Source organism: candidate division KSB1 bacterium, assembly GCA_034506395.1.
Lineage (GTDB): Bacteria > Zhuqueibacterota > Zhuqueibacteria > Thermofontimicrobiales > Thermofontimicrobiaceae > Thermofontimicrobium.
In genome coordinates this window covers 1-21902 of the sequence record JAPDPQ010000006.1, presented here as the reverse complement: position 1 = coordinate 21902, position 21902 = coordinate 1, and the positions used below count along the sequence as shown (strand labels likewise).

Here is a 21902-nt window from a genome sequence, read left to right as displayed (position 1 = left end):
TGTTCGCTGACGCTTATGCCGTTACAATCCACTTGGTGCTTTGTATAGGTTGATCACTTCAATTTTTCATCAAAAGTTTTTACTGAGGGGTGGCCTTTGGTTCGCTTTACCGATCACCGCATTTCAGAACAACATGAGTTGTGAAACGGGACATAAAGGACTCGTTCCAAATTTTATGCGCTTCCTCAAAAACTGGTTTCATAATAAAAAAAATTTAGACCAGAATCAAGAATTTTTTCATGAATTTTTTGGATCAATCCAGTTCTCAAAATTTCGCTTGATTTTTCAGAGGAAAAAGTTTAAAATAACTCGGATTGGAAATGGGCCAACGGTCCGTTATCACTAATCTGTGATCAGTGATCAGTGATCAGTAATCAGTAATCAGTAATCAGTGATCAGTAATTCGTGATGAATTTAGGTAATAGGAGTTTTTGTTGTAGAAATATCAATGAGAGAAAAAATGAATAGCTAAGAAGGTTTATAAACCGAAACCGATGAGATATGACAGCGTTAGAAGAAAAACTTGAAAATTTGCCGCGGTTGCCAGGCGTTTATCTGTTCAAAGATAAAAATAAAAAAGTGATCTATGTGGGCAAGGCATTGGTGCTGCGGAATCGGGTGAGGTCCTATTTTCAAAGCGGCAAGATCGACGATCCGAAGCTACAGCGCCTGCGGTCGAAAATCCATGATGTAGAAACTATTGTGACAGATTCGGAGATCGAAGCGCTGATTTTAGAAGCTAATTTGATCAAAGAGTACAAGCCGCGCTATAATGTCAATTTAAAGGACGATAAAAGTTTCCCCTACATCCGAGTGACCAACGAGCCATATCCGCGCATTTTTCCCACGCGCAGGATCGTCAACGACGGTTCCAAATACTTCGGGCCTTACACCGATGTCCGTTCGATGCGCGAGTTGTTGAAAACGATCAAGCGGATCTTCCCAATTCGAAGTTGCAATCTCAATTTGACCGATGAAACGATCCGGGCTGGGAAGTTCAAGGTCTGTCTAAATTATCACATAAAAAAATGTATGGGGCCTTGTGAGGGATTCATCAGCCAGGAGGATTACGGGCAAATCGTCAAAAATATCATCGATTTCATCAATGGTCGGGATCGAATTGTGGTTGAGCAATTGACCCAGCAGATGAACCGCTATGCGGAGTCGCTGCAATTTGAAAAAGCGGCGCGAGTGCGCGATCAAATTAATGCGATTAAGGATTTTCAGTATAAGCAAAAGGTGATCACTCCGGAACCGATTGATCGCGATCTGTTTGCAATTTATGCCGAAGACAATGACGCCTGTGCGGTCATGTTTAAGGTCCGCCAAGGTCGCGTGATTGGTCGGCAGCACTTTTATCTTGACGGAGTGGAAGGGGAGACGCTGGATCGAGTGATGAGCCATCTGGTGATCCGCTTTTATATGCATGCGGATTTTGTCCCGAATGAGATCTATCTGCCGATTCAATTGGAAGATCGTGCCCAGATTGCCCAGTGGCTTTCCGAAAAATCTGGCTCAACTGTACAATTGCTCTTTCCGCAGCGGGGCGAGAAGGCCAAGTTGTTGAAGATGGCAGAACAGAATGCCAAACTACTGTTGGAAGAGCTGAAGCTTCAGAAATTGAAAGATAAAGATTATGTCCCCCATGCAGTGAAGGCGTTGCAACGCGATCTCAGGCTTGACAAACCGCCGCTTCGGATTGAGGCATTCGATATTTCAAATATTCATGGCACCGATGCCACCGCTTCATTGGTCACCTTCGTCAATGGCCAGCCGCGTAAATCCGATTATCGTCGCTTCAAGATCCGCAGCAAAGCCACGCCCGATGATTTTGCCATGATGGCAGAGGCCATCCAACGGCGCTATCGCCGAGTATTAGAACAACAAGAGCCGCTCCCCGATCTAATATTGGTGGACGGAGGAAAAGGCCAGCTATCGGCCGCACTGGAGGCATTAGCTCACCTCAATCTGACCGAGCAACCAGTGATTGCCTTGGCCAAACGGTTGAATGAAGTGTTCGTGCCAGGTGCATCAGAGCCCCAGAATATTCCAAAAACTTCTTCTGGGCTACGATTGTTGCAGCAGATCCGCGACGAAGCCCATCGTTTTGCCATCACCTATCATCGAAAATTGCGCAGCAAGCGGGCTGTGAGATCCGAGTTGGACAGCATTCCCGGAATTGGCGCCATGCGCCGAAAGCGGCTGATCACCCATTTCGGCTCATTGAAAAATCTTATGGCCGCCTCTTTGGATGAGATCAAGCAGGTCAAAGGCATTCCAGCAACCTTAGCAGAGAGAATATGGCAACACTTTCACCCCGAACCCACATCATAATCTTTTGGACATTCTCGATCGCTTGCGCCATTGGGATGGCTAGTCCGAGCAACACCCCAAACAAACGGTCGAATCCCAAGGATCCGACTACCTTGGTGTTTCCCAGTTTCTTGCACACGTACGGCATTCGCAAAGCGACGCGGTTTCATCTGTTTTTGTTTACGCAAAACAGAGCCAAATTTATGGACCCACAGGGGCTGGCAGTGGTGCGATTAAAAGCCTGGGAGGACACCACCAGGACCAGTGACGACGATGAAGTGACGGTATACGGCGTTAATTCAGGCCAGGACTGTATCATCTACAATACCTCGATGAAATCGATCGGAATCTACGGTCTGGATGAAACTGGCGAGAGGCGATTGCATCGGCCGCGTGGTATTGCTGCTAATGATCTGGGTGAGGTGTATGTCGCCGATACCGGGCATCATCGTGTGGTAAAGTTTTTTAATCCAGGTCATGAGCTGAAATTTGACAAAAGCGTGGGACAATTGGGAACCGGACCAGCTTACTTCACCGAGCCCCATGACGTCGCGGTCGACTCCAAAGGTACCGTATTTGTTGTCGATACTGGAAACCATCGCGTGCAAATTTTCTCTTCCGAACTTGAATACCTCGGTTCTTGGGGCAAAAAAGGCCAAGCACCTGGTCAGCTCCATCAACCTACGGCTATCGCTTTGGTCGATAAAAATGAGCTGTGGAACTATTTTCATGAAGAACTGGTCGTGATCATCGATCTTAATCATTCGCGAATTCAGATATTCACGCTTCAGGGCAAATTCATCCGAGCTGTTTCGACACGCGAATTTGGCTATCCCAATGCTCAACTGGCTTATCTGGCTCTGGACTATTACAATAATATCTATGCAACAGATACTCGCAATCATTGCATTCACAAATTCGATCATCGTCTCAACTATTTGACCAGCTATGGCAGCTACGGCAGCGACGATAAGCAGTTCATCGAGCCGCGCGGTATTACGATCTATCGCCGGTTTGGGCAGGTATTTGTCGCTGAGAAATGGGGTGCGCAGTATTATTGGATCGGCACGGATTGTTTCGATTTCCAGGTGATCACCCATCCAGCCCAAGAGCTGATTGAATTTAAATATTTTCTTACCGAACCCTCGTTCGTCACTGTAGATATTTTGGATGAGCGGAAACTGTTGGTGACACGATTGTTCATAAGACAATTTCATTTTTCTGGTTGGCAAAGTGATTATTGGGCTGGCCATGTGTGGGCTGTACCCGATTCCGTGTTTGAAAAAGAAGGTTATCAGCCATCCCCATTATATCAGCCAACGAAATCGATTCCTCCCGGTCATTATTCAGTGAAATATAGGATCGAGCCCACTTATTCATCCTATCATTATTTTTCCAAGACCATCACCGGTGAGTTTGCCCGATAATCGCATCGCGCGACATTTAACCGATCATCCCACGCAACCGTGAATCTTGCAAAGCTGTCTCTTAACTTGAGAAGTTCGCTTGGCTTAAAGAAATGCTCTGGGATATATTTCACAATATCTGAATATGATTACGTGGATATAAATCTAAATTGCCAGGGCAGTAGGGTCAACTATTGACAAAATTGTATCGATTATTCAGTATGAATTTGCTCGGTCGTATGAACAATTGGATAGTTTAGAATTCTATTGTGATCTATTTCAGAAAAGAAAAAATTTCGCTTGACTGTTAGAAAAAAATTGATAGATTATTGGCGATAATTTAACTCCATGCTAAGAGGATCGTATTTGATTCCACGGAAAAATTCTCATGAGAACTATGGGTCGATTTTGGTGGTGAAAAAAAGCTTCGCAAATATATCATTGCTGAGCAAGTCAGCCAAGGTCATTTTGAGCGACTCCCCCTCGAACGCAAATTTCGGATGATCGACCCAAACCGATGCTAGTTAAACAAAAATGAGGAAAAGAAAAGCATGAAAATCGCATTGACCAGTATCTTTGTGGATGACCCGATCAAGGCGTTTCAAATTTATACTGAAAAACTTGGTTTCATCAAAAAAGTGTACATTCCAGAAGCTCAATTAGCCGTCGTTGCCTCTCCCGAAGAACCGAATGGGACGAGCCTCCTTCTTGAGCCAAATAACAATCCAATTGCGAAAACGTATCAGGAACAAGTGTTCAAAGCTGGTATTCCAGTGATTGTGTTCGGCACGAATGACATCAATGCTGAATATGAGCGACTCAAAGGACAGGGGATCGCCTTTCGCAGTGAACCGACCAAAACCGAATGGGGGATTCAGACCTTGTTTGAGGACGGGTGCGGCAATCTCATCCAGCTTCATCAGGCTTAAATTTTATCCCAAAATATTTTTGTGCGCAATAAAAAATCGTGATCAATCGAAAAATGAGATCATTCCTGTATCTCTGCCCCATTTAAAGTTCAGGTTGGGATTCTGAGATGTAGAGTTCATGGATGCGTTCTGATCAACTGCGGTTTCGAAGTTTCAGGCTCGATTCCGCAATCACCAAAACGAAAGGAGATCATGCTTCTCGGGTTTGAAATGTCCAATAAGTTACGACAATTGCTGCTTCTTTTCTCTCTACTCCTCGCTGGACCCATTGATTTCTATCAGGCAGAATCAAATACCTATTGCAATCTGCAAGATTCGAGCTGCACCTATCGTGTCGTCGTGAATTTTTTGCGCCTGAGAATACTTCTTGTCCAAATAGATCCAGCGATCCTTTTTTATCAATTCAATGATTTTCCTGCTGCAATAGGTCATTTCTACTATCATAAATTTTTAAAATGAAAACGGAAAAAGACTCTGAATACATGAAATAATAGGAAGTTTATTTCCGAGAAAAGCATTGCATCTGGTACCTCTAACAATTACTCTTGTGCATTTGGGCGCAATGCCAGTTATATCAACCTAGAGGTCTTTTTTGTTTCACCAGATATTGAAAACTGTTATCACCCTGAACCGAGGAGATTCCTGTGGATTTTGAACTATCGAATGGCTGGGAATTCCGTCAGGTTGGTCAAACGCAATGGTTACCCGCCACGGTGCCCGGCTGCATTCATCTGGATCTACTTCATCTTCAGCTAATCGAAGATCCGTTTTTTCGTGACAACGAATCGAAAGTGCAATGGATTGAGGATCAGGACTGGGAGTATCAGCTCGTCTTTGATGTGCCGTCAGAATTTCTCGTTCGGCGACATCTACAACTTATTTTTCAAGGTTTAGATACTTATGCCGAGGTTCAACTCAACGGTCAGCTCATTATAAAGGCAGATAACATGTATCGACCTTGGTCGACTGAGGTGAAATCCATCCTCAAACCAAAACACAATGTGTTGCTCGTGCACTTCCGTTCGCCAATTCAGCGGTTGTCGCACGAAATCGAAAAAATGGAAGTCCCTTTGCCCGCAGCGAACGAGCCCAAAAGAGCCACCAGCCCATATGTCCGCAAGGCACCCTATCATTTTGGCTGGGATTGGGGACCTAGATTGGTTACTTGTGGCATCTGGCAGCCAGTGAAATTGGTGGGATGGGATCATGCCAAGATCATGGATCAGCGCATTGCAATCTTGGAGCTGAATGAAAGCAAAGCTCTATTGGAAATCACCACTCAGGTGATCTCGGACCTAAACCAGTCCGCCATCGTTAGGATTTCGGATGATGAGCATGATATTTCAAAACACTTTGCGGTACAACTCGCTATAGGGACAAACCAATTGGCGCAGCGATTGGAGATTGATCGTCCTCAACTCTGGTGGCCTAACGGATACGGCGCGCAAGCGCTGTACACATTTCGCACCGAACTTGTCAATAGCCATGAAATTGCTGATCAGCATACCAAGCGCATTGGCTTGCAGCAATTGGAGTTGCGCAGAGAGACGGATCACTGGGGAGAGAGCTTTACCTTTGTTGTCAATCAAGTGCCAATTTACGTCAAAGGTGCGGATTGGATTCCAGCCGATAGCCTTGTCCCGCGAGTATCAGCCGATAAATATCGCCAATTGCTTACCAGCGCAGCTCAGGCGAATATGAACATGCTCCGAGTCTGGGGCGGCGGTATCTATGAGGCCGATCTGTTTTACGACCTGTGCGATGAACTCGGCATTTTGATTTGGCAAGACTTTATGTTCTCTTGTGCATTGTATCCAGGTGATGAAAAATTTCTGAACTCAGTCAGAGAGGAAGCCAGCTATCAAGTGCGGCGTTTGCGCCATCACCCGAGCCTGGCGCTGTGGTGCGGCAATAATGAGATCGAAATGGGTTGGCATGATTGGGGTTGGCAGGAAAAATATTCGGCAAACTTATGGGAGGATTATCTCAAGCTATTTCATGGCGTGCTTCCCGAAGTCTGTCGCCTTGAGGATCCATCGCGAAGTTATTGGCCATCCTCTCCAGCCAGCGATGCCGATGCCATCTTCGATCCGAATGATCCCAAGGCTGGCGATACGCATTACTGGGGTGTCTGGCATAAACAGGAGCCTTTTGAACGCTATCTCCAGCATCTGCCGCGGTTCATTAGCGAGTACGGTTTCCAGAGCTTCCCTGAACCAGAGACCATCGCTCAATTTACCACTCCCGAAGATCATGATATTTCCTCCCCGGTGATGATTACCCATCAGAAGCATCCCGAAGGCAACAAGTTGATCAAGCGCTACATGGAGCAATATTTTGTCGTTCCCAACGATTTCGATCATTTCGTCTGGCTGAGCCAGATTCTCCAGGCTGAAGGGATTAAGATCGGTGCTGAGCATTTTCGCCGAATTCGGCCTCGTTGTATGGGAGGCCTCTACTGGCAGCTCAACGACTGCTGGCCGGTCGCCAGTTGGTCGTCGATCGATTATTATGGTCGCTGGAAGGCGCTCCATTACTATGCGAGGAGGTTCTATTCACCTGTTTTGGTCTCTCCAGTATTCGAAAATGGAGCTTACAATTTTTATGTCATCTCCGATCTCCACCAGCCCATTGATGCCAATTTTTCCGTCACATTACTCGACTTTGACGGGACCAAGATTTTCACGCAGCGCAAAACTTTTCAGATTCAGCCTCATGCTAGCGCAATTTGTTATTCGATCTCGAAGTCCGATATCCCATCTGAGATTGATCTCCAAAGCGCTTTCATTCATGCCAGCTTATTTAATGAGGAACAGACGCTCTTATCGGAAAACGCTTTTTATTTCGATTGGCCTAAAAATCTAAAGCTGATAAAACCCATGATCCGTTTTCGGATCGCCGGCAGCGATCGCCAATTTTCGATTGAGATCAGCTCAACTAATCTGGCCCGTTCAGTTATCCTCGAATCCCCTGGCGTTCCAGGGCAATTCAGCGATAACTTTTTCGACCTCTATCCCAATCAGACGCGCACTATCACTTTCCATGCGGCTCGAGCTACGAATAAAAGGGAGTTCCAATCGGCCTTTCGTTTCGTTACCCTGTTCGAATTGATGGAACTGGGATAAAAGGAGAAATGCAATTTAACTTGACTTGCGACCATTTTTTCAGCATGACAAATTAAATTTATGCTTATCCACCTTAGAGACTTTCATTATTTGGTTCTGATGAATTGGAAGCCGAATAATCCTCATCGATCAATTGCTATCGCCAACATGGTAAGCCATACCGGAACAATTGTCATGCAGCGATAGCTTTTGTCTCATAACCGAAACGAGAAAAAGGGTTCTTTTGGATAGCAATGTCGATAAGCAATTCAGTTAAGGAGCGATTCATGAAGTTGTCATTTTCAAAAAGTAAGCCATCCACCGAGAAGCAGCGAATTATCGCTACATTTCGGGATCATGTTTCCTGGGGCAAGGCTGCATTTTTCAAAAAATATGGGATGGATTTTGTCATGGGCCGGCGCGAGGGGCCTTATTTATGGGATTATGACGGCAATAAGCGCCTGTTCAACCTTCATTGCAACGGAGGGGTGTTTAATTTGGGGCATCGCCATCCAGTGCTGATTGAATTGCTGCGTCGGACCCTGGATGAGTATGACATAGGTAATCATCATTTAATGAGCGCTGCGCGGGCCGAGTTGGCTGCTTACCTTGCCCAATTGATGCCTGGGGACTTGAACTACACGGTATTTGGCGTGGGCGGCGGCGAAGCGATCGATCTCGCTTTTAAGGTGGCACGAGCCTTTACGAAAAGGACAAAGATCATTTCCGCTCAAGGTGGCTACCATGGCCATACTGGGCTGGCGCTGGCCGCTGGGGATCCTAAATATCGACTTCCCTTTGGACCACCTGCCCCAGGCTTCCTTCAGGTGCCATTTGGCCAAATCGAACCCCTAGCGGATGCCATCGACGGCGATACCGCCGCTGTGATCCTCGAAACCGTTCCAGCAACCATGGGGATTGTCGTCCCGTCTGCTGAATATCTCCAGGCCGTGCGACAGCTCTGCGATCGGAACAACGTCCTCCTCATTCTTGACGAAGTCCAGACTGGCTTGGGACGCACCGGAAAGCTCTGGGCGTTCCAGCATTACGATATCATCCCAGACATTGTCGTGCTCGGCAAGGGCCTCTCTGGCGGATTATATCCGATCAGCGCTACCATCCTGCGCCAGCCCCTCGAGGCGGTGTTTCATCCCGATCCCTTTATCCATATCTCCACATTCGGTGGCGCGGAGATCGGATGCGTCATCGCCAAAAAGGTGCTGGAAATCTCGTCCGCGCCTTCATTCCTCGAACATGTCAATAACCTGGCACGCCATTTCGCTTCTGGCATCGAAGCATTACGAAAAAAGCATAGCCGCTTTTTGCTGGGATTGCGCCAGCTCGGCCTGATGATGGGGCTGAAGCTCAGCGAAGAGCTCTCTGGCCCAATCCTCACCAAAACCGCCTACGATAACGATCTGCTTTTAGTGTATGCCAACAACGATACATCTGTTTGCCAAATGCTCCCGCCGCTGGACATCAGCTTCGAACAGGTCGATTGGGTCATGAATCAATTGGACCATGCGCTTTCCGCAGCGCGGCGCTTGAAACCAGTTGTTCGATTGAAAAGAAAAATTGAAAAATTGTTCTGATGAAGCCCGATAATGTATGGCAGACAGAGGCTTTGGAATTTCGCAAAACGGAATAGAAAAATCCTCCCATGCAAGAGTTTCGAGCATTCGCATGGGATTGGGCCGTGGTCTTCAATTTCTTGATTTCAATACCTGATTCGAAGGTGTTGCGTGCAAATCGTCTTCCTTCAATTTATGAGCTCTTCATTTGCTCTGCAGTTATCGAGATTTTTACAGGAGTCATGGCTATGAAAATTGATATGAACTTGCTCGCTCAATTCGAATCCCAACTCGATCCACAAAATCTCGCTGGCTCGCCGATCCCGGCCAAAATTTTGGGCTATGGGGAAATTTCTACGATTTTTCAAATCAAAGACGACACCAGCGTGGCTTATAAACGAATGCCACTGTTCCGTTCCAATGAAGCTGCGAATCGCTACGCCCGATTATATCGGGAATATTGCGACAGCCTGAGACAAGCGGGCTTAAGCTTGCCAGAGGACGAGGCGATCATTGTTGCCTCGCAGCGGCCAATCATCTCGCTTTACATCGCTCAACAACAGTTCCCCACCGAAAGCTTCGTCCACCGTCTGATCCACCAGCTCGAGCCCTCCCAAATTGCTCCATTGATTGAGCGCGTGGTGACTGAAATCGAGAAGGTTTGGCAGTTCAATCGCCACAATCGGCCAACCATTGAGCTCTCGCTGGATGGTCAATTATCCAACTGGGTATGGCACGAGGACCGGCTCTATTTCATCGACACCAGCACCCCACTGTTTCGCAAAAATGGAGTTGAACAAATGGATCCTGAACCATTATTGCGCAGTGCCCCAGGCTTTCTCCGCTGGATCCTCCGCTTGTTCTTTCTGGACGACGTCATGACCCGCTATTACGATCAGCGTCTGGTTTATCTCGATCTCACCGCAAATTTATTTAAAGAGGGGCGACCACAATTGATCCCGATGGTGCTGGAGATCATTAACCAGAGGCTTACCGACGATCTCAAACCGTTGAGCGAGCAAGAGGTCAATAAATATTATCGGGAAGATCGACTCATCTGGACACTGTTTCTCAGTTTTCGTCGAATTGACCGCTGGATCAAGACTAGAGTGCTGCATCAGCGCTATGAATTTATTCTCCCAGGCAGGATTAAGCGCTGATGAGTTCCCCAGACAGCACAATGGTTGAGCTAACCATAGGTTCCCTTTCTCGACCATCAGAATTCGAGACAAATCCGTTAACTTGACGATGGGATGATTGGGATTCGCGGTGCTGAACTGAGTTCAATTAATGGTTACAAAAAAATCTTGAATTTTATGTTAATTTGTGATAAATTTTATCTCGCTAAAATTTCTCCAATCGTCAAAATAATAGTTGTGCTTTCATATTTAAATCGAAGGCAATATTTTTAAAATATCACATTTTGCAAAAAAAGTTGATCCTAGGTCTATCAATGTCCGATCCTCGTTGCTATATTTTAGGTACAATTTTAAAATTCCGCACGCTTAAGAATCATCCTATTGAAATCGAAGCGAGGAATTTTGAAACTCATCCGACTATCGCAAATTGTCCCTTCTCCGACCACTGGTGGATCCTCGCAACGATCGCTATCTTCTATTTAGCAGGAATGAAAATCTGTTCTCTCTCATTGTTCTAAAAAACAGAATCGATTTATAATTTTGACGACGTGCTTTGGAATGAAGGTATCTTATCGCGTCCGATTTATCAGAATCAATGCGACTCATGCATGCGTAGCAGCACCGGATATTTGTTCAACATTTATTCACTATGTAGAAATCAAGGGCCCTAAAAGAAGGGAGCTTTAGCATGAAATATTCTCGCCCAGTAATTCATCGGCTTATGATCATCGATCAGCGGATACGGGAGAACAAATATCCGAATTGCACTTCCTTGGCTCGCGAAATCGAGGTGAGCCCCAAGACCATTGCGCGCGATATCCAATACATGCGCGACATGATCCAAGCGCCTATCGAGTTTGATGCACGAAGGAATGGCTATTATTATGCCAAGCCCAACTATTTCTTTCCAGCCCTGCAACTGAGCGAAAAACAAATCATTTCATTGATCATTCATAAGCGCTTTTTGACACAATATGAAAACACTCCTTATTACGAAGACATTAAAACTGCCATTCAGCAAATCCTGTCCTTTATCCCAGATCGGGAGGATGTTGAACAAGATGCTGACTTTGTTTCATTTGAACCGCTGCCTAGCTCCAAGATTGAACGCGAGTATTTTGAGCTGCTCCAACAGGCGATCCTGAACGAACAGAGGGTAAATATTGCCTATCACGCCTATCATAGCGGTGAGCAGACTAAGCGACTGGTCGACCCGTATCTACTGCACAATCACTATGCCAATTGGTATCTGATTGGCTATTGTCATTTGCGGGGCGATGTGCGGATATTTGCCTTGAGCCGCATCATTCAGATCGAACCTACTCAACTGCATTTTCGACGTCCTAGGGATTTCTCGATTGAAAAGCTCTTGCAGCATAGCTTCAATCTGATTTGCGGGGGAGAAATTTATCATGTGGTTCTGAAATTCACCCCTTACCAGGCGCGCTGGATCCGCGAGCGGCGCTGGCATAACACCCAAAAGCTCACTGAGCTGGAGGATGGCGGTTTGATGATGGAGATGGATGTCCAAGGCTTGCAAAATGTGCTCCATTGGGTGTTGCAATTCGGGGCTGAGGTGGAGGTGATTGCGCCAGAGGTTTTGAGGACGTCGATAAAAAGGGAGATAGAGAAGATGATGGGGTTGTATTGAGCTCTTGAGGATAAAAGTTTAAAATGCTTGTTTATCGTTCAGGTTTATTTTATCTTTAAAAATGAAAATGTTAAGATGAGTAAGAGGCTAATTTAAGATATATTTATTATCAATCTGATAACATCCGAACAGCTTCCAAAGAATTTCTAGTATTTTCAGGTCAAAATTTCTCTGTCATGCCTCTGGGGCTTGGTGTTTGTTGCTAAGATTAATGATTTATATTAAAAAAAGCTGAGCTATTTATAGATAGTGTGTTACTTAAAAAATTAAATCATCTCTATTTAATGGAGAATTAATATGAATTTTAATGAAATTTATCATTCTATTTGTAATTTCTCGCCTTATTCAGAACAATCTTTGGTTTTTGAAATATTGAGTCAGCAGGAGAAGAAAGAAAAGCTTTTATTTTTAAGATTGCCTTGCGGTTATGGAAAAACTGAAGCAGTCATAATTCCTTATTTAGTCCAAGCAATAAAAAATGATTGGATTATTGCACCAAGATTGATCTATGTTTTGCCTACCCGAGCGTTGTGTAATCAAATCAAAGATAGGATTCAGAAATATGCAAATAGAATTAAAGAATTAATTGGAAGATCTCTTATTGTTGGAATAGAACATGGAACAAGCTCGCTGGATCCTCTTTTCTTTGCAGATATATGCGTTACTACTTTTGATCAATTTTTATATGGATATGCGCGTTCAAAACCCCAGGTAGGAAAGCATTTCGATCTTCCTGCTGGTGCAATAGCTAATTCTATGGTGGTATTTGATGAGGCACATTTATACTCGCCATACACCCATTCACTTATGCGTGCTATGATAGAAATACTTAATGTAAGTCGAATACCAACAATTGTAATGACAGCTACCATGCCCAGGACTTTAGAAGATGATTTATTTTCAAATTTTGGCAGACCTGAAAAAATAGAATATTCCGAAACGAATTCAAAGTCAACTTCAGATAGATTCATTCAATGGGAACTACAGGATTGGGGATTAATTGAGAATAGCTTTGCATCAGCAAAATTGCTTAAGCTTCTTAATGAGAACAAAGGGAAAAAAATATTAATCATTGCCAATCGTGTAGACGTCGCTCAAAATTTAGCTATTAGTCTCCAAAAGCGAGATGATTTTATAACTTTGCTTCACTCACGATTTGCGACAAAAGATCGTGATTCTAAAGAAACAATTGCTGTTGATAGTTTTGGCAAAGAAAATTCCAAATCTGGAATCATAATTTCAACCCAAGTCTGCGAAGTTGGTCTTGATATTAGCTGTGACCTTTTGATCACAGAATGTGCAGCAGCCGATGCACTTGTCCAGCGTGTTGGGCGTGTGGCAAGATGGGGAGGGAATGGGCGAGTAATTATTGTTCGGCCCATGGGAACTGATTCATTAATCAATGATGATGAATGGGGGCAGGCTTTCCCTTACGTTGATAATAAAAAAGATTCACCAAGTCAATTTGAGGGAATTAAAAGTGGAGAATATGCTGGTATTGCATGGGAATACTTGAAACACAAAGCACCGCAGAATCTATTTGTCGATTGGTCTGCTACCACTGCCTTTTGTAATGAGATGAAATATCATACCGACGACATAGAAGCTCGAGGAGCTTTGGGACAATTGTTTGACGCCACGCTCTATGCTGATGAAGTGCCTTGGAATTTATCGGCGCGAGAAGATATGTATTGCACTTTGGCAGTAATCTCCAAAAGTCGCATTGATCAGTTATTGAGTTCTTCAGCACAGATATCAAAAGAAGATAAAAGGCGGGGCAAGAAAAAATCCGAACAGGGCATCTACTTGCCATATTCTGAATTGCGCCAGCATATAGTTAATTTGAATTTCAAGTATCTTGTCAGCAAGAAAACAGATCTATTAAGACCTTATGATTTCGGAAAAAGCAGTCTTGAAAATGAATTAGATAAGAAACGTGTGAAGCCGTTTCAAACTTATGTTCTCATTTCTGATGATAAAAATATTTATGATGAAGACATCGGACTTAGATTAGAGCATAAAGAAAAAGCTGATGAAACCGAGGAGGGCCAATCATGCCTGATTTTATAATTTGGAGCGCACCCAATGAACTTTATGAAAAACATATTCACCTTTGCCTAGAAGCCTGGAAAAGAATAGCTAATAGATTTGTACCGACTCTGAGACGGCTATTTAATCTACATCAAAATATCGTCAATGATTTTATCCAGTCAACCATCTTATGTCATGATATTGGCAAATTGACCCAGCCATGGCAAGAAAATATCCATCTTCCAAAGGATGAAAGAAAGAACAAATCTAAACCCCCCCATGCTACATTAGGAGCGCCTTACCTCATGGATTTTTTTATAACTGAGAATGATGATTTGAAAAATGCAGGAAGTTTGGCTATTTTGATGCATCACCTTGATAGCGGACTGGCAAAAGCGAATCTGGAGTACCCCGCGGAAGATTCAATAAATCGTGGCCTGGTAAAATACGGAACTGAAGAATTTCGCTGGGCGGATGGGGCAGAAGATGCGTTTCAGCGCTCTTGCGATCAAATTGCAATTCCTGGTTTGAAATTTAATCCATTGAGCTCAATAAAACTTCATGATCTAGAGAAGATTGCCCAACGTTTACGCCTATGGTCGCGTTGCCCAAAACAAATTGAGCAACACCAACACCGATTACAAGCGCTTGCTATCCACCATATCTTGAAAGTCTGTGACTGGCGCGCAGCAGCCCAGCGGCCGCAAATTGAGCATGATGAAGATGAAGAAGGTGAAAAGGTAGAATCGCCTGAATGGCATCAATCAATTTTAAATATTTATCTTCAGGGAGGAATATTGCCATGAATCAGATCAGAACGTTTTATACTCCTGGTACGGGACTTCCTGATTTTGAAATGCGGATTGCATTAGGGCTTTGTGCTGCTGCTTTGAATTCAGTCGATCCAGAAAAAATCACTTTAGTGGAGCAATTTGACCGTTATGAAGTAAGGATATCTACAAATGCAAATCCCTCTAATTTTCTGGCTAGTAGTTTGGGCTGGTTATGTCAAAATAAATTGGCTGATCAATCTCTACTGCTGCGAACTCCGGGGTTTAGGCCGCTTCATTTAGATAAACAAGCAGTAGGAGTTGCTAATTTTGGAAAGAAGCTTCTAAAAGGTCTTGCTAATTTAGAAGAAATTTTTTCGGATATGACGGAAAAACGAATGGGGGCTCATTCTTCAGCCTGTGGTCATGCAGTTTCTAAAGAAGAGAAAATATTCGGAGCACTATTGGCATTTTCGCCTCAATTAGGACAGCCGCCAAAACGTGATAATGCTACCTACCAGATAACACTACCTATATGTCCCTATTGCGGAGCTGCAGCCCTTGCGGGTACTAACTTTTTCCAAATAGATATTTCGATTAGCTCCACCAACAGACAAAAAAAGGAGCGATTTTTCTTTCTGCCTCATTTTAGGGGAGAAATACAAGGCGAATCATTGATCCAATACCTTTCGGCTGCAAAGCACGTTCGTGGAAATTTAGAAGATATCCCTGCCTCAAGTGGGCTATTATCATTATTAGCCCTGCACCCGCATTTGATTGTGCCGCTCGAAGGTGCTGTCGATGCATTTTTTGTTAGTCGAATTGACAGTAGTGGCAATGCTCCCCGCTTTGGTTTTCAAGTAGAACAGCCTGCACAAGCCGAGATAGGATTTTTAAAGCTAATTTATAATAGATCATTAGTTCAGAATTGCTATCGACTGGATGATCGAAGTAAGCTTTTGGGTTTTCTATCGAGGGCTCTTCAGAGCGGAGAATCAACAGCTTTGATAGATTTTGCCAAATCATATTCCAGTGCAACAGAAAGCAAAGCTTTGTTGCCCTGGTCAACAACTGAATTTTTTATAACGGAGGTGCTAAAGATGAAAAAAACTCTTTTAGAAGGCGACGAATTCAAAGTCATCAAAGAAGTCGCTGACATGCTTCAGTATTTTGTCAGGGATCGAAATTTTGGCTATGTCGATAATCTTCGCAAAGCACGAGATGCTGATGAATTCGCTCGTCTCTTACTTGATGCACAGAGAGATGCCCAAAGTGCGATGCTCGATCCTAAGAAGCAGCACAAACCTTTTTTACCAGGTCAGAGCACAATTCAAAAGCTGTTACAGCTTATCAATGAAAATAGTGAGCAATTTCAAGCGATAAAAACCTTAATTGCTCTCTTAGCATTCACCTATTTTAAAATACAGGAGGCATAAAATGGCTGGTTATCTTTCGATTGCTGCAAAATTACTTTTAAATGTCCATGATCTCAATAATGAAGGCAGTGTTGGACAATCTTTAGATATTCGACAAATCAGAATGGTGGCTGAGAATGGCGAACCTTTACCCGAAATGCCCGCTGTAAGCGGACGGATGATGAAACATTGGCACCAGGAGTACATGCGTAAATATGCTTTGGAAAAAAAGCTGCCCTTGTGTAGGCTCTGTAACGACGGTCAACCTGATCGACAATCGGACGCAAAAGATGAATTGAATGCCATCCAAAGCTGTGTCATTTGTGATGTGCATGGTTTCCTTTCTACTGAAAAAATGACAAATGCACCAAGGAGATCTTCTTGTGCTTCATTTTCATGGCTATTGCCTGTTCTGGGAACTAATCCCACCAGTAAACAGGTGATTCATTCGCGAGTTGCTTCTGGCACAGCAGCAACGGCAGGTACTCAAGATACTTCGCAAATGATTTTTTATAAATCTTACTCATCTGGTGTATTCTCTTTTATCAGCAACATTGAGTTGAGTCGTATCGGAAAAACAATAGATAATCGATTAATCAATGGTACTATTCAGGATCGTCAAAAACTTGCGGTTCAATCTCTGTTGCCACTCGTTATTGGTTCTTTCGGAGCCTCCCAATCCCATGCTTTACCACACACAAAATGCCTGGGATTATTGGCGGCACTTTCAAACCCTGATAAGCCGATTCCTAATCTCATCAGTCCAATATACTCAAATGGATTTGAAGAATCTATTGCGCTACTTGAATCTCTTGGCGATAGTGTTTCTTGGTGGACTTATGGTGAAGGCTTAAAAAATGCAAAAAACACAGTACAGGAAATCTTTAATGAAATTTTAAATAGACTATAAGGAGGCTGGTATGGTTGCCATAGAGTTTACCCTTCGAGTATCTTCGATGTACTCGATAAGGGTGCCCTACTCCTATCAATGTGCTCGCACTTATCCATTACCGCCACCATCGACCATAAAAGGGCTTTGTGCAAATGCGTTATGGATGCGATTTGGAGGAAATCCTGTTGATCATTTAAAAAATTTGCACCAGGCGATCATCGGGGCAACCTCAAGATCGGAGTATCCAATAGCAATTTCCGCGTGCACTGTTCGAGTAGTTCCGATGAATGCTTTGATCAGACAATTTGCCTTTGCGCCTGCGATTTCTTGCCTAATTTTATTCAACGACGAAAGAAATTCTTTAGCAAGTAACCTTGCTGATGCCTTGCTTTCATCTCCGATCTATTTGGGTGACAGCGAGTCATTGGTCACTTGTCTTAAGTTATCTAAAGAAACTGAGATCGTCAAAATAAATAAAGGTGCAATTGTTAAGGTGAATACGGTCTCACCATTCAATCTAATTATCCCTGGTTCGCTCAATTCGGTGCCTGAATCTAAATCAACCGTCTTTTATATGCAATCCGACCCTATTTCACCAGAAGCTGAGCTGCAGAGGTATTTAGCACCTCTTAGCCATGAAGCAGATACATATTATCCGCAGGAAAGCTATTCTTTCGAGATTGCTGACGAATGCTTTTTGGTACGAGGGGAAAAATTAGCTGCTGTATTCAGTCCCGAAAAACCAAATTTTGTTCAAGAAGAATCTAAAAAGGGAAGGAAAGCCAAAACGAAATGATTGACTCCAGATTAAAAAAAGAATTAGTAGTTCCTTCTGCAAATATTTCTTTAATAACAGAAAAGCAGCTTGTCCCCGAAGATGCCATTGGAATTCGAGGCTATCTTGCTGGCAAATTTCCAGAGGAAACCCTTTTCCATAATCATGCTCCAGGCGGTTTGATATATTCCTATCCAAGAGTTCAATATAAAATTCTAAATGGCTATGCATGCATAATCTGCCTTGCCGAGGGTATAGCCGTAACAGAAAAAATTCAAAGCATTACCAATGTAAAGCTGGGCAATGATTTTCTGAAAGTAATTCGTATTAATTTAGAAAGCAATGAAAGCAAAATTGGAATTTCAAAATCGGAACAATTCTATTCTTTTATTGCCCCCTGGTTAGGTTTAAATGAAGATAATTATCGGAAATATCTATCATCTCACAAAAGAGAAAGAAAAATTTTGCTTGAAAGAATCTTGATTGGAAACATAATTTCTCTATGTAAAGGGCTCGGATTTACTGTTCCAGGAGATATAATAGCTAAAGCCCAATTAGAGGAAGTTCCAGCAATTTTAAAGGGCAACCGAATGCTTGGTTTCATAGGAAATTTTTCAGTTAATTTTCAAATTCCAAACTTATGGGGCCTTGGTAAATCCGTCTCTCGAGGATTTGGGACTATCATTAAAATTTAATTTGAAGCATTTGTGGAATATGCAACCTCAAACTATGCCCAAACTCCAACTCCTAACCCTCACGCTCGGAAACCAAAAATTTTTCCTGCGTGATGTCCCAAAGCTGCGCGGCTTCTTCGCCAGCAAGTTTCCAGAGTACATCGAACTGCACCACCACATCGAGGCGAAAAAATATCTCTATTCCTATCCTCTGGTGCAGTACAAAGTGATCGACTACAAACCAGTCGTCATCGGCCTCGGCGAAGGGGCGGAGATCTTGAAACAAATCTATTACCAGGTGAACGAAATGACCATTGGTGACCTGGCCATTCCCATCCACGAAAAACAGATCTTGGTCACTGAAGCCGAATTTGGGCTGACCGATGAGCTCAAGTTTTACCGTTTCCTCAGCCCCTGGTTGGGCTTAAACCAAAGAAACTATCAATTCTATCAGGAAAACCAAGATGCGGAGGCACGGTTCGAACTGCTCAATCGGGTGCTGATCGGCAACATGATTTCCCTAGCCAAGGCTTTGGGCTACACCGTTCCTGGGCAAATCAAGGTCTCCGCCGATACACGGCTGCGGCTCATCAAACTCAAAGGTCTGCCAATGTCTGGCTTTACCGGTTTTTTCGCAACCAATTTTCTAATACCAGATTTACTGGGATTGGGCAAATCCGTCTCCCGTGGTTTTGGAACCGTACAACAAATCACTCTCGACCAGTTGGTTAAGTATTATTAGCTCCGAAATTATTTATTGGATTCTATGTAGCACGACACTCGAAAATTTTTTGCAATATCCTAAGCGCCCTTTCTTTCCAAATAAAGGGCCAGCGGAAGGTAAAAATAATGGAGCTCAGCTATGCAACTTGTGCTCAACACCTATGGAAGTTACCTTCACAAGATCGAGGATTGCTTCGAGATCAAAACCGATCAGCAGAAACAACAGATTTCTGTAAACAAGATCGAATCGATCCTCATCACCACCGGCGTCATTTTCTCCAGTGACGCCATCGAACTAGCGATCAAACATAACATCGATATCGTGTTTTTGGATAACTTTGGCAATCCCTATGCCCGCATCTGGCAACCTAAACTTGGCTCCACTACGCTGATCCGGCGCCGACAATTAGAGTTAGCAGAGACCGATGCAGGGCTCAACCTGGTTATCGAGTGGGAACAACAAAAGCTCGAGCATCAGATTCAATTTCTCGAAGAACTCAGCCGACACCGAGAGAACAAAGCGGCGCAGATCACAGACCATATCCAGGCGCTGCGATCCGCTCGAGAACGCCTTGGCCAACTACAAGGCACCATCGAACAAAAGCGGTCCGAGATCATGGGCCTGGAGGGCAGTGCCAGCCGCAGCTATTTTGCTGCTTTGGCCGAGCTTATTCCCCCCAGATTCAAATTCCAGGGCCGTAGCCGTCAGCCTGCCAAAGATGAATTCAACGCCATGCTCAACTACTGCTACGGCATCCTTTACAGCCAGGTCGAAAAAGCCTGTATCATCGCCGGTCTCGATCCCTTTGTCGGATTTCTCCATACCGATAATTACAACAAAAAGTCTCTGGTGTTCGACCTCATCGAACCATATCGCATCATCGGCGACAAAACCGTCTTCTATATGTTCAGCAAACGCCAAGTCAAAAAGGAATATTTCGACCCAATCAAAAACGGAATCATGCTTAACAAAGAGGGAAAAAAAGCGCTGATTACCGCCTTTAACGAACGAATGGAGACCACCGTGCGCCATCGAGGGCGTAACATCAAGCTCAAAGACATCATTCAATTTGATTGTCATCATCTGGCCAATTCGCTCATTAAACAGCACGACCAGAGGACATGATCAGCCATTTTGCTTCTCGATAAAAGTTTTGATGACAATCAATTTGACTTTTATATTATGCCCGAGCATCGTCGATAACAAGATAATCGGCGAAAAAAAATCAAATCAACCTGATTTGAGAACTTTAATTTTCAAAAAGAGGACATCACGCAATGCTTGAAAGTCATTTGAATAATCAACTTCTACAACTAAACCTTTGGGACAATGCTGGTCTGGGTTATCTACGACATCATCAAAACCAAAACGCGCACCAAAGTCGCCAAAGCCTGTCTCAGCGCTGGCATCTATCGCGTTCAAAAATCTGTGTTCCTGGGTGAACTGAACCTCAATCAAATCGATCAATTGAGCCTGAAGATCGAACGACTTATCGATCTTGAGAAAGATTCAGTTTATATCTTCCCATTATGCCGCGATGATTTCAAAAAGGTCAAATTATTGGGACAGGCATTTGATAAAAAAATGGTGACCGATGAGATCAGAACCAAATTCTTTTAGCGAGGCCGTAGAACTCTCGGTGACGCCGTCGCTGGTCTTGGAATTTCTGTTCTGTCCAAGATTCATTTATTTCATGGAATGCCTAAATATTCCCCAACATGAGGAATTGCGGCTCAAAGTCCAGCTTGGTAGGAGCGTCCATGAAAATAAGCAGCGCATCAACAAGGACTATCTTCGCAAAAAAATTGGTTGCATCAAAAAGGAAATTTCAGTATATTTAAACAGTCCAAAACATCATATCAGAGGTTTATTAGACGAAGTATTATGGCTCAAGGACGGTACCCTTGCTCCGATGGAATATAAATTTGCCAGCTATCGTGAGCGCCTCTTTCGGACTTACAAGTTTCAGCTAACCCTTCAAGCACTGATGATTGAGGATAATTATGAATTGCCAGTGCAGCGCGGTTTCCTTGTGTTCGTTCGTAGCAAGAACCATTTGCTCACAATACCCATCGGAGATCGCGAGCGTCTCCAGGCAAAGAAAGCCATTGAGCAAATTTTTGACATAATCCTGACAGGTAAATTTCCATCGCGCACCAGGTCCAGAGCCAAATGTGCCGACTGCTGTTATAAAAATATTTGTGTGTGAGAGAGGCAAGAATGATAAAAAATAGAATATCTGAGGGTTACCGTACGAAAAATATATGTAAATCTATCGAAAATTGGACAAAAACTAGTCCAAAAGAATGCGAAATTAACCTAAGATCGTCGCCGAAAAAAATATCTGAAGGCTACATTTTATAATGCATTAAACATTAGGATCTGTTTGAGAGCCGCTTCCACTAAAACAAGGATTGAAACATTTCTATCCCAAAAAAGACTTTTCCCGAATTTGAAGTTTGAGAGCCGCTTCCACTAAAACAAGGATTGAAACTGTAATTATAATGA

Annotated in this window: 17 protein-coding genes; all 17 read left to right on the top strand. The window is 43.6% G+C overall.

The genetic code is table 11. The features are described from left to right. The first annotated feature begins 501 nt into the window (after positions 1-501). The 17 genes from uvrC to cas4 all read left to right on the top strand — a co-directional run bounded on the left by uvrC (position 502) and on the right by cas4 (position 21603). Positions 502-2334, top strand: coding sequence for an excinuclease ABC subunit UvrC (uvrC, locus tag ONB37_05635; GenBank protein MDZ7399630.1), 1833 nt, complete (start codon positions 502-504; stop codon positions 2332-2334). Beyond that, complete coding sequence (locus ONB37_05630) at positions 2301-3740, top strand: NHL repeat-containing protein (GenBank protein MDZ7399629.1); 1440 nt, start codon at positions 2301-2303, stop codon at positions 3738-3740. Before uvrC ends, ONB37_05630 begins: the two co-directional genes overlap by 34 nt. Positions 3741-4270: 530 nt before the next feature. Next, positions 4271-4648, top strand: a complete 378-nt coding sequence (locus tag ONB37_05625; GenBank protein ID MDZ7399628.1) for a VOC family protein — start codon at positions 4271-4273, stop codon at positions 4646-4648. Positions 4649-5292: 644 nt separating this feature from the next. Next, on the top strand, positions 5293-7773 hold the full coding sequence (locus ONB37_05620; protein MDZ7399627.1) for an ABC transporter permease: 2481 nt from the start codon (positions 5293-5295) through the stop codon (positions 7771-7773). Positions 7774-8039: 266 nt separating this feature from the next. Next, positions 8040-9344 carry an aspartate aminotransferase family protein gene (locus tag ONB37_05615; protein MDZ7399626.1) on the top strand — a complete coding sequence of 435 codons (1305 nt, stop codon included), beginning with the start codon at positions 8040-8042 and terminating at the stop codon, positions 9342-9344. 227 nt (positions 9345-9571) lie between these two features. After that, entirely contained in the window at positions 9572-10483 is a 912-nt protein-coding gene (locus ONB37_05610; protein ID MDZ7399625.1) for a DUF6206 family protein, read from the top strand. A 667-nt stretch (positions 10484-11150) separates the two neighbouring features. Beyond that, entirely contained in the window at positions 11151-12113 is a 963-nt protein-coding gene (locus tag ONB37_05605) for a WYL domain-containing protein (protein ID MDZ7399624.1), read from the top strand. Positions 12114-12410: 297 nt separating this feature from the next. Next, positions 12411-14183 carry a CRISPR-associated helicase Cas3' gene (gene cas3 / locus ONB37_05600; GenBank protein ID MDZ7399623.1) on the top strand — a complete coding sequence of 591 codons (1773 nt, stop codon included), beginning with the start codon at positions 12411-12413 and terminating at the stop codon, positions 14181-14183. Beyond that, positions 14168-14950, top strand: coding sequence for a CRISPR-associated endonuclease Cas3'' (locus ONB37_05595; GenBank protein ID MDZ7399622.1), 783 nt, complete (start codon positions 14168-14170; stop codon positions 14948-14950). The genes cas3 and ONB37_05595 overlap by 16 nt, the downstream gene beginning before the upstream one ends. Then, on the top strand, positions 14947-16350 hold the full coding sequence (locus ONB37_05590; protein ID MDZ7399621.1) for a hypothetical protein: 1404 nt from the start codon (positions 14947-14949) through the stop codon (positions 16348-16350). Before ONB37_05595 ends, ONB37_05590 begins: the two co-directional genes overlap by 4 nt. Position 16351: 1 nt before the next feature. Then, positions 16352-17239, top strand: a complete 888-nt coding sequence (locus ONB37_05585) for a DevR family CRISPR-associated autoregulator (protein MDZ7399620.1) — start codon at positions 16352-16354, stop codon at positions 17237-17239. Between the two features lie 10 nt (positions 17240-17249). Beyond that, positions 17250-18017, top strand: a complete 768-nt coding sequence (locus ONB37_05580) for a CRISPR-associated protein Cas5 (protein ID MDZ7399619.1) — start codon at positions 17250-17252, stop codon at positions 18015-18017. Continuing rightward, on the top strand, positions 18014-18691 hold the full coding sequence (locus tag ONB37_05575) for a CRISPR-associated endonuclease Cas6 (protein MDZ7399618.1): 678 nt from the start codon (positions 18014-18016) through the stop codon (positions 18689-18691). The genes ONB37_05580 and ONB37_05575 overlap by 4 nt, the downstream gene beginning before the upstream one ends. Positions 18692-18725: 34 nt before the next feature. After that, positions 18726-19412, top strand: a complete 687-nt coding sequence (locus ONB37_05570; GenBank protein MDZ7399617.1) for a CRISPR-associated endonuclease Cas6 — start codon at positions 18726-18728, stop codon at positions 19410-19412. Between the two features lie 120 nt (positions 19413-19532). Next, positions 19533-20519 (top strand): CRISPR-associated endonuclease Cas1, encoded by a 987-nt coding sequence (gene cas1 / locus ONB37_05565; GenBank protein ID MDZ7399616.1) that lies wholly within the window; start codon positions 19533-19535, stop codon positions 20517-20519. 204 nt (positions 20520-20723) lie between these two features. Next, positions 20724-21014 carry a CRISPR-associated endonuclease Cas2 gene (gene cas2, locus ONB37_05560; GenBank protein ID MDZ7399615.1) on the top strand — a complete coding sequence of 97 codons (291 nt, stop codon included), beginning with the start codon at positions 20724-20726 and terminating at the stop codon, positions 21012-21014. Next, positions 20989-21603, top strand: a complete 615-nt coding sequence (gene cas4 / locus ONB37_05555) for a CRISPR-associated protein Cas4 (GenBank protein ID MDZ7399614.1) — start codon at positions 20989-20991, stop codon at positions 21601-21603. The genes cas2 and cas4 overlap by 26 nt, the downstream gene beginning before the upstream one ends. Positions 21604-21902: the final 299 nt, after the last annotated feature.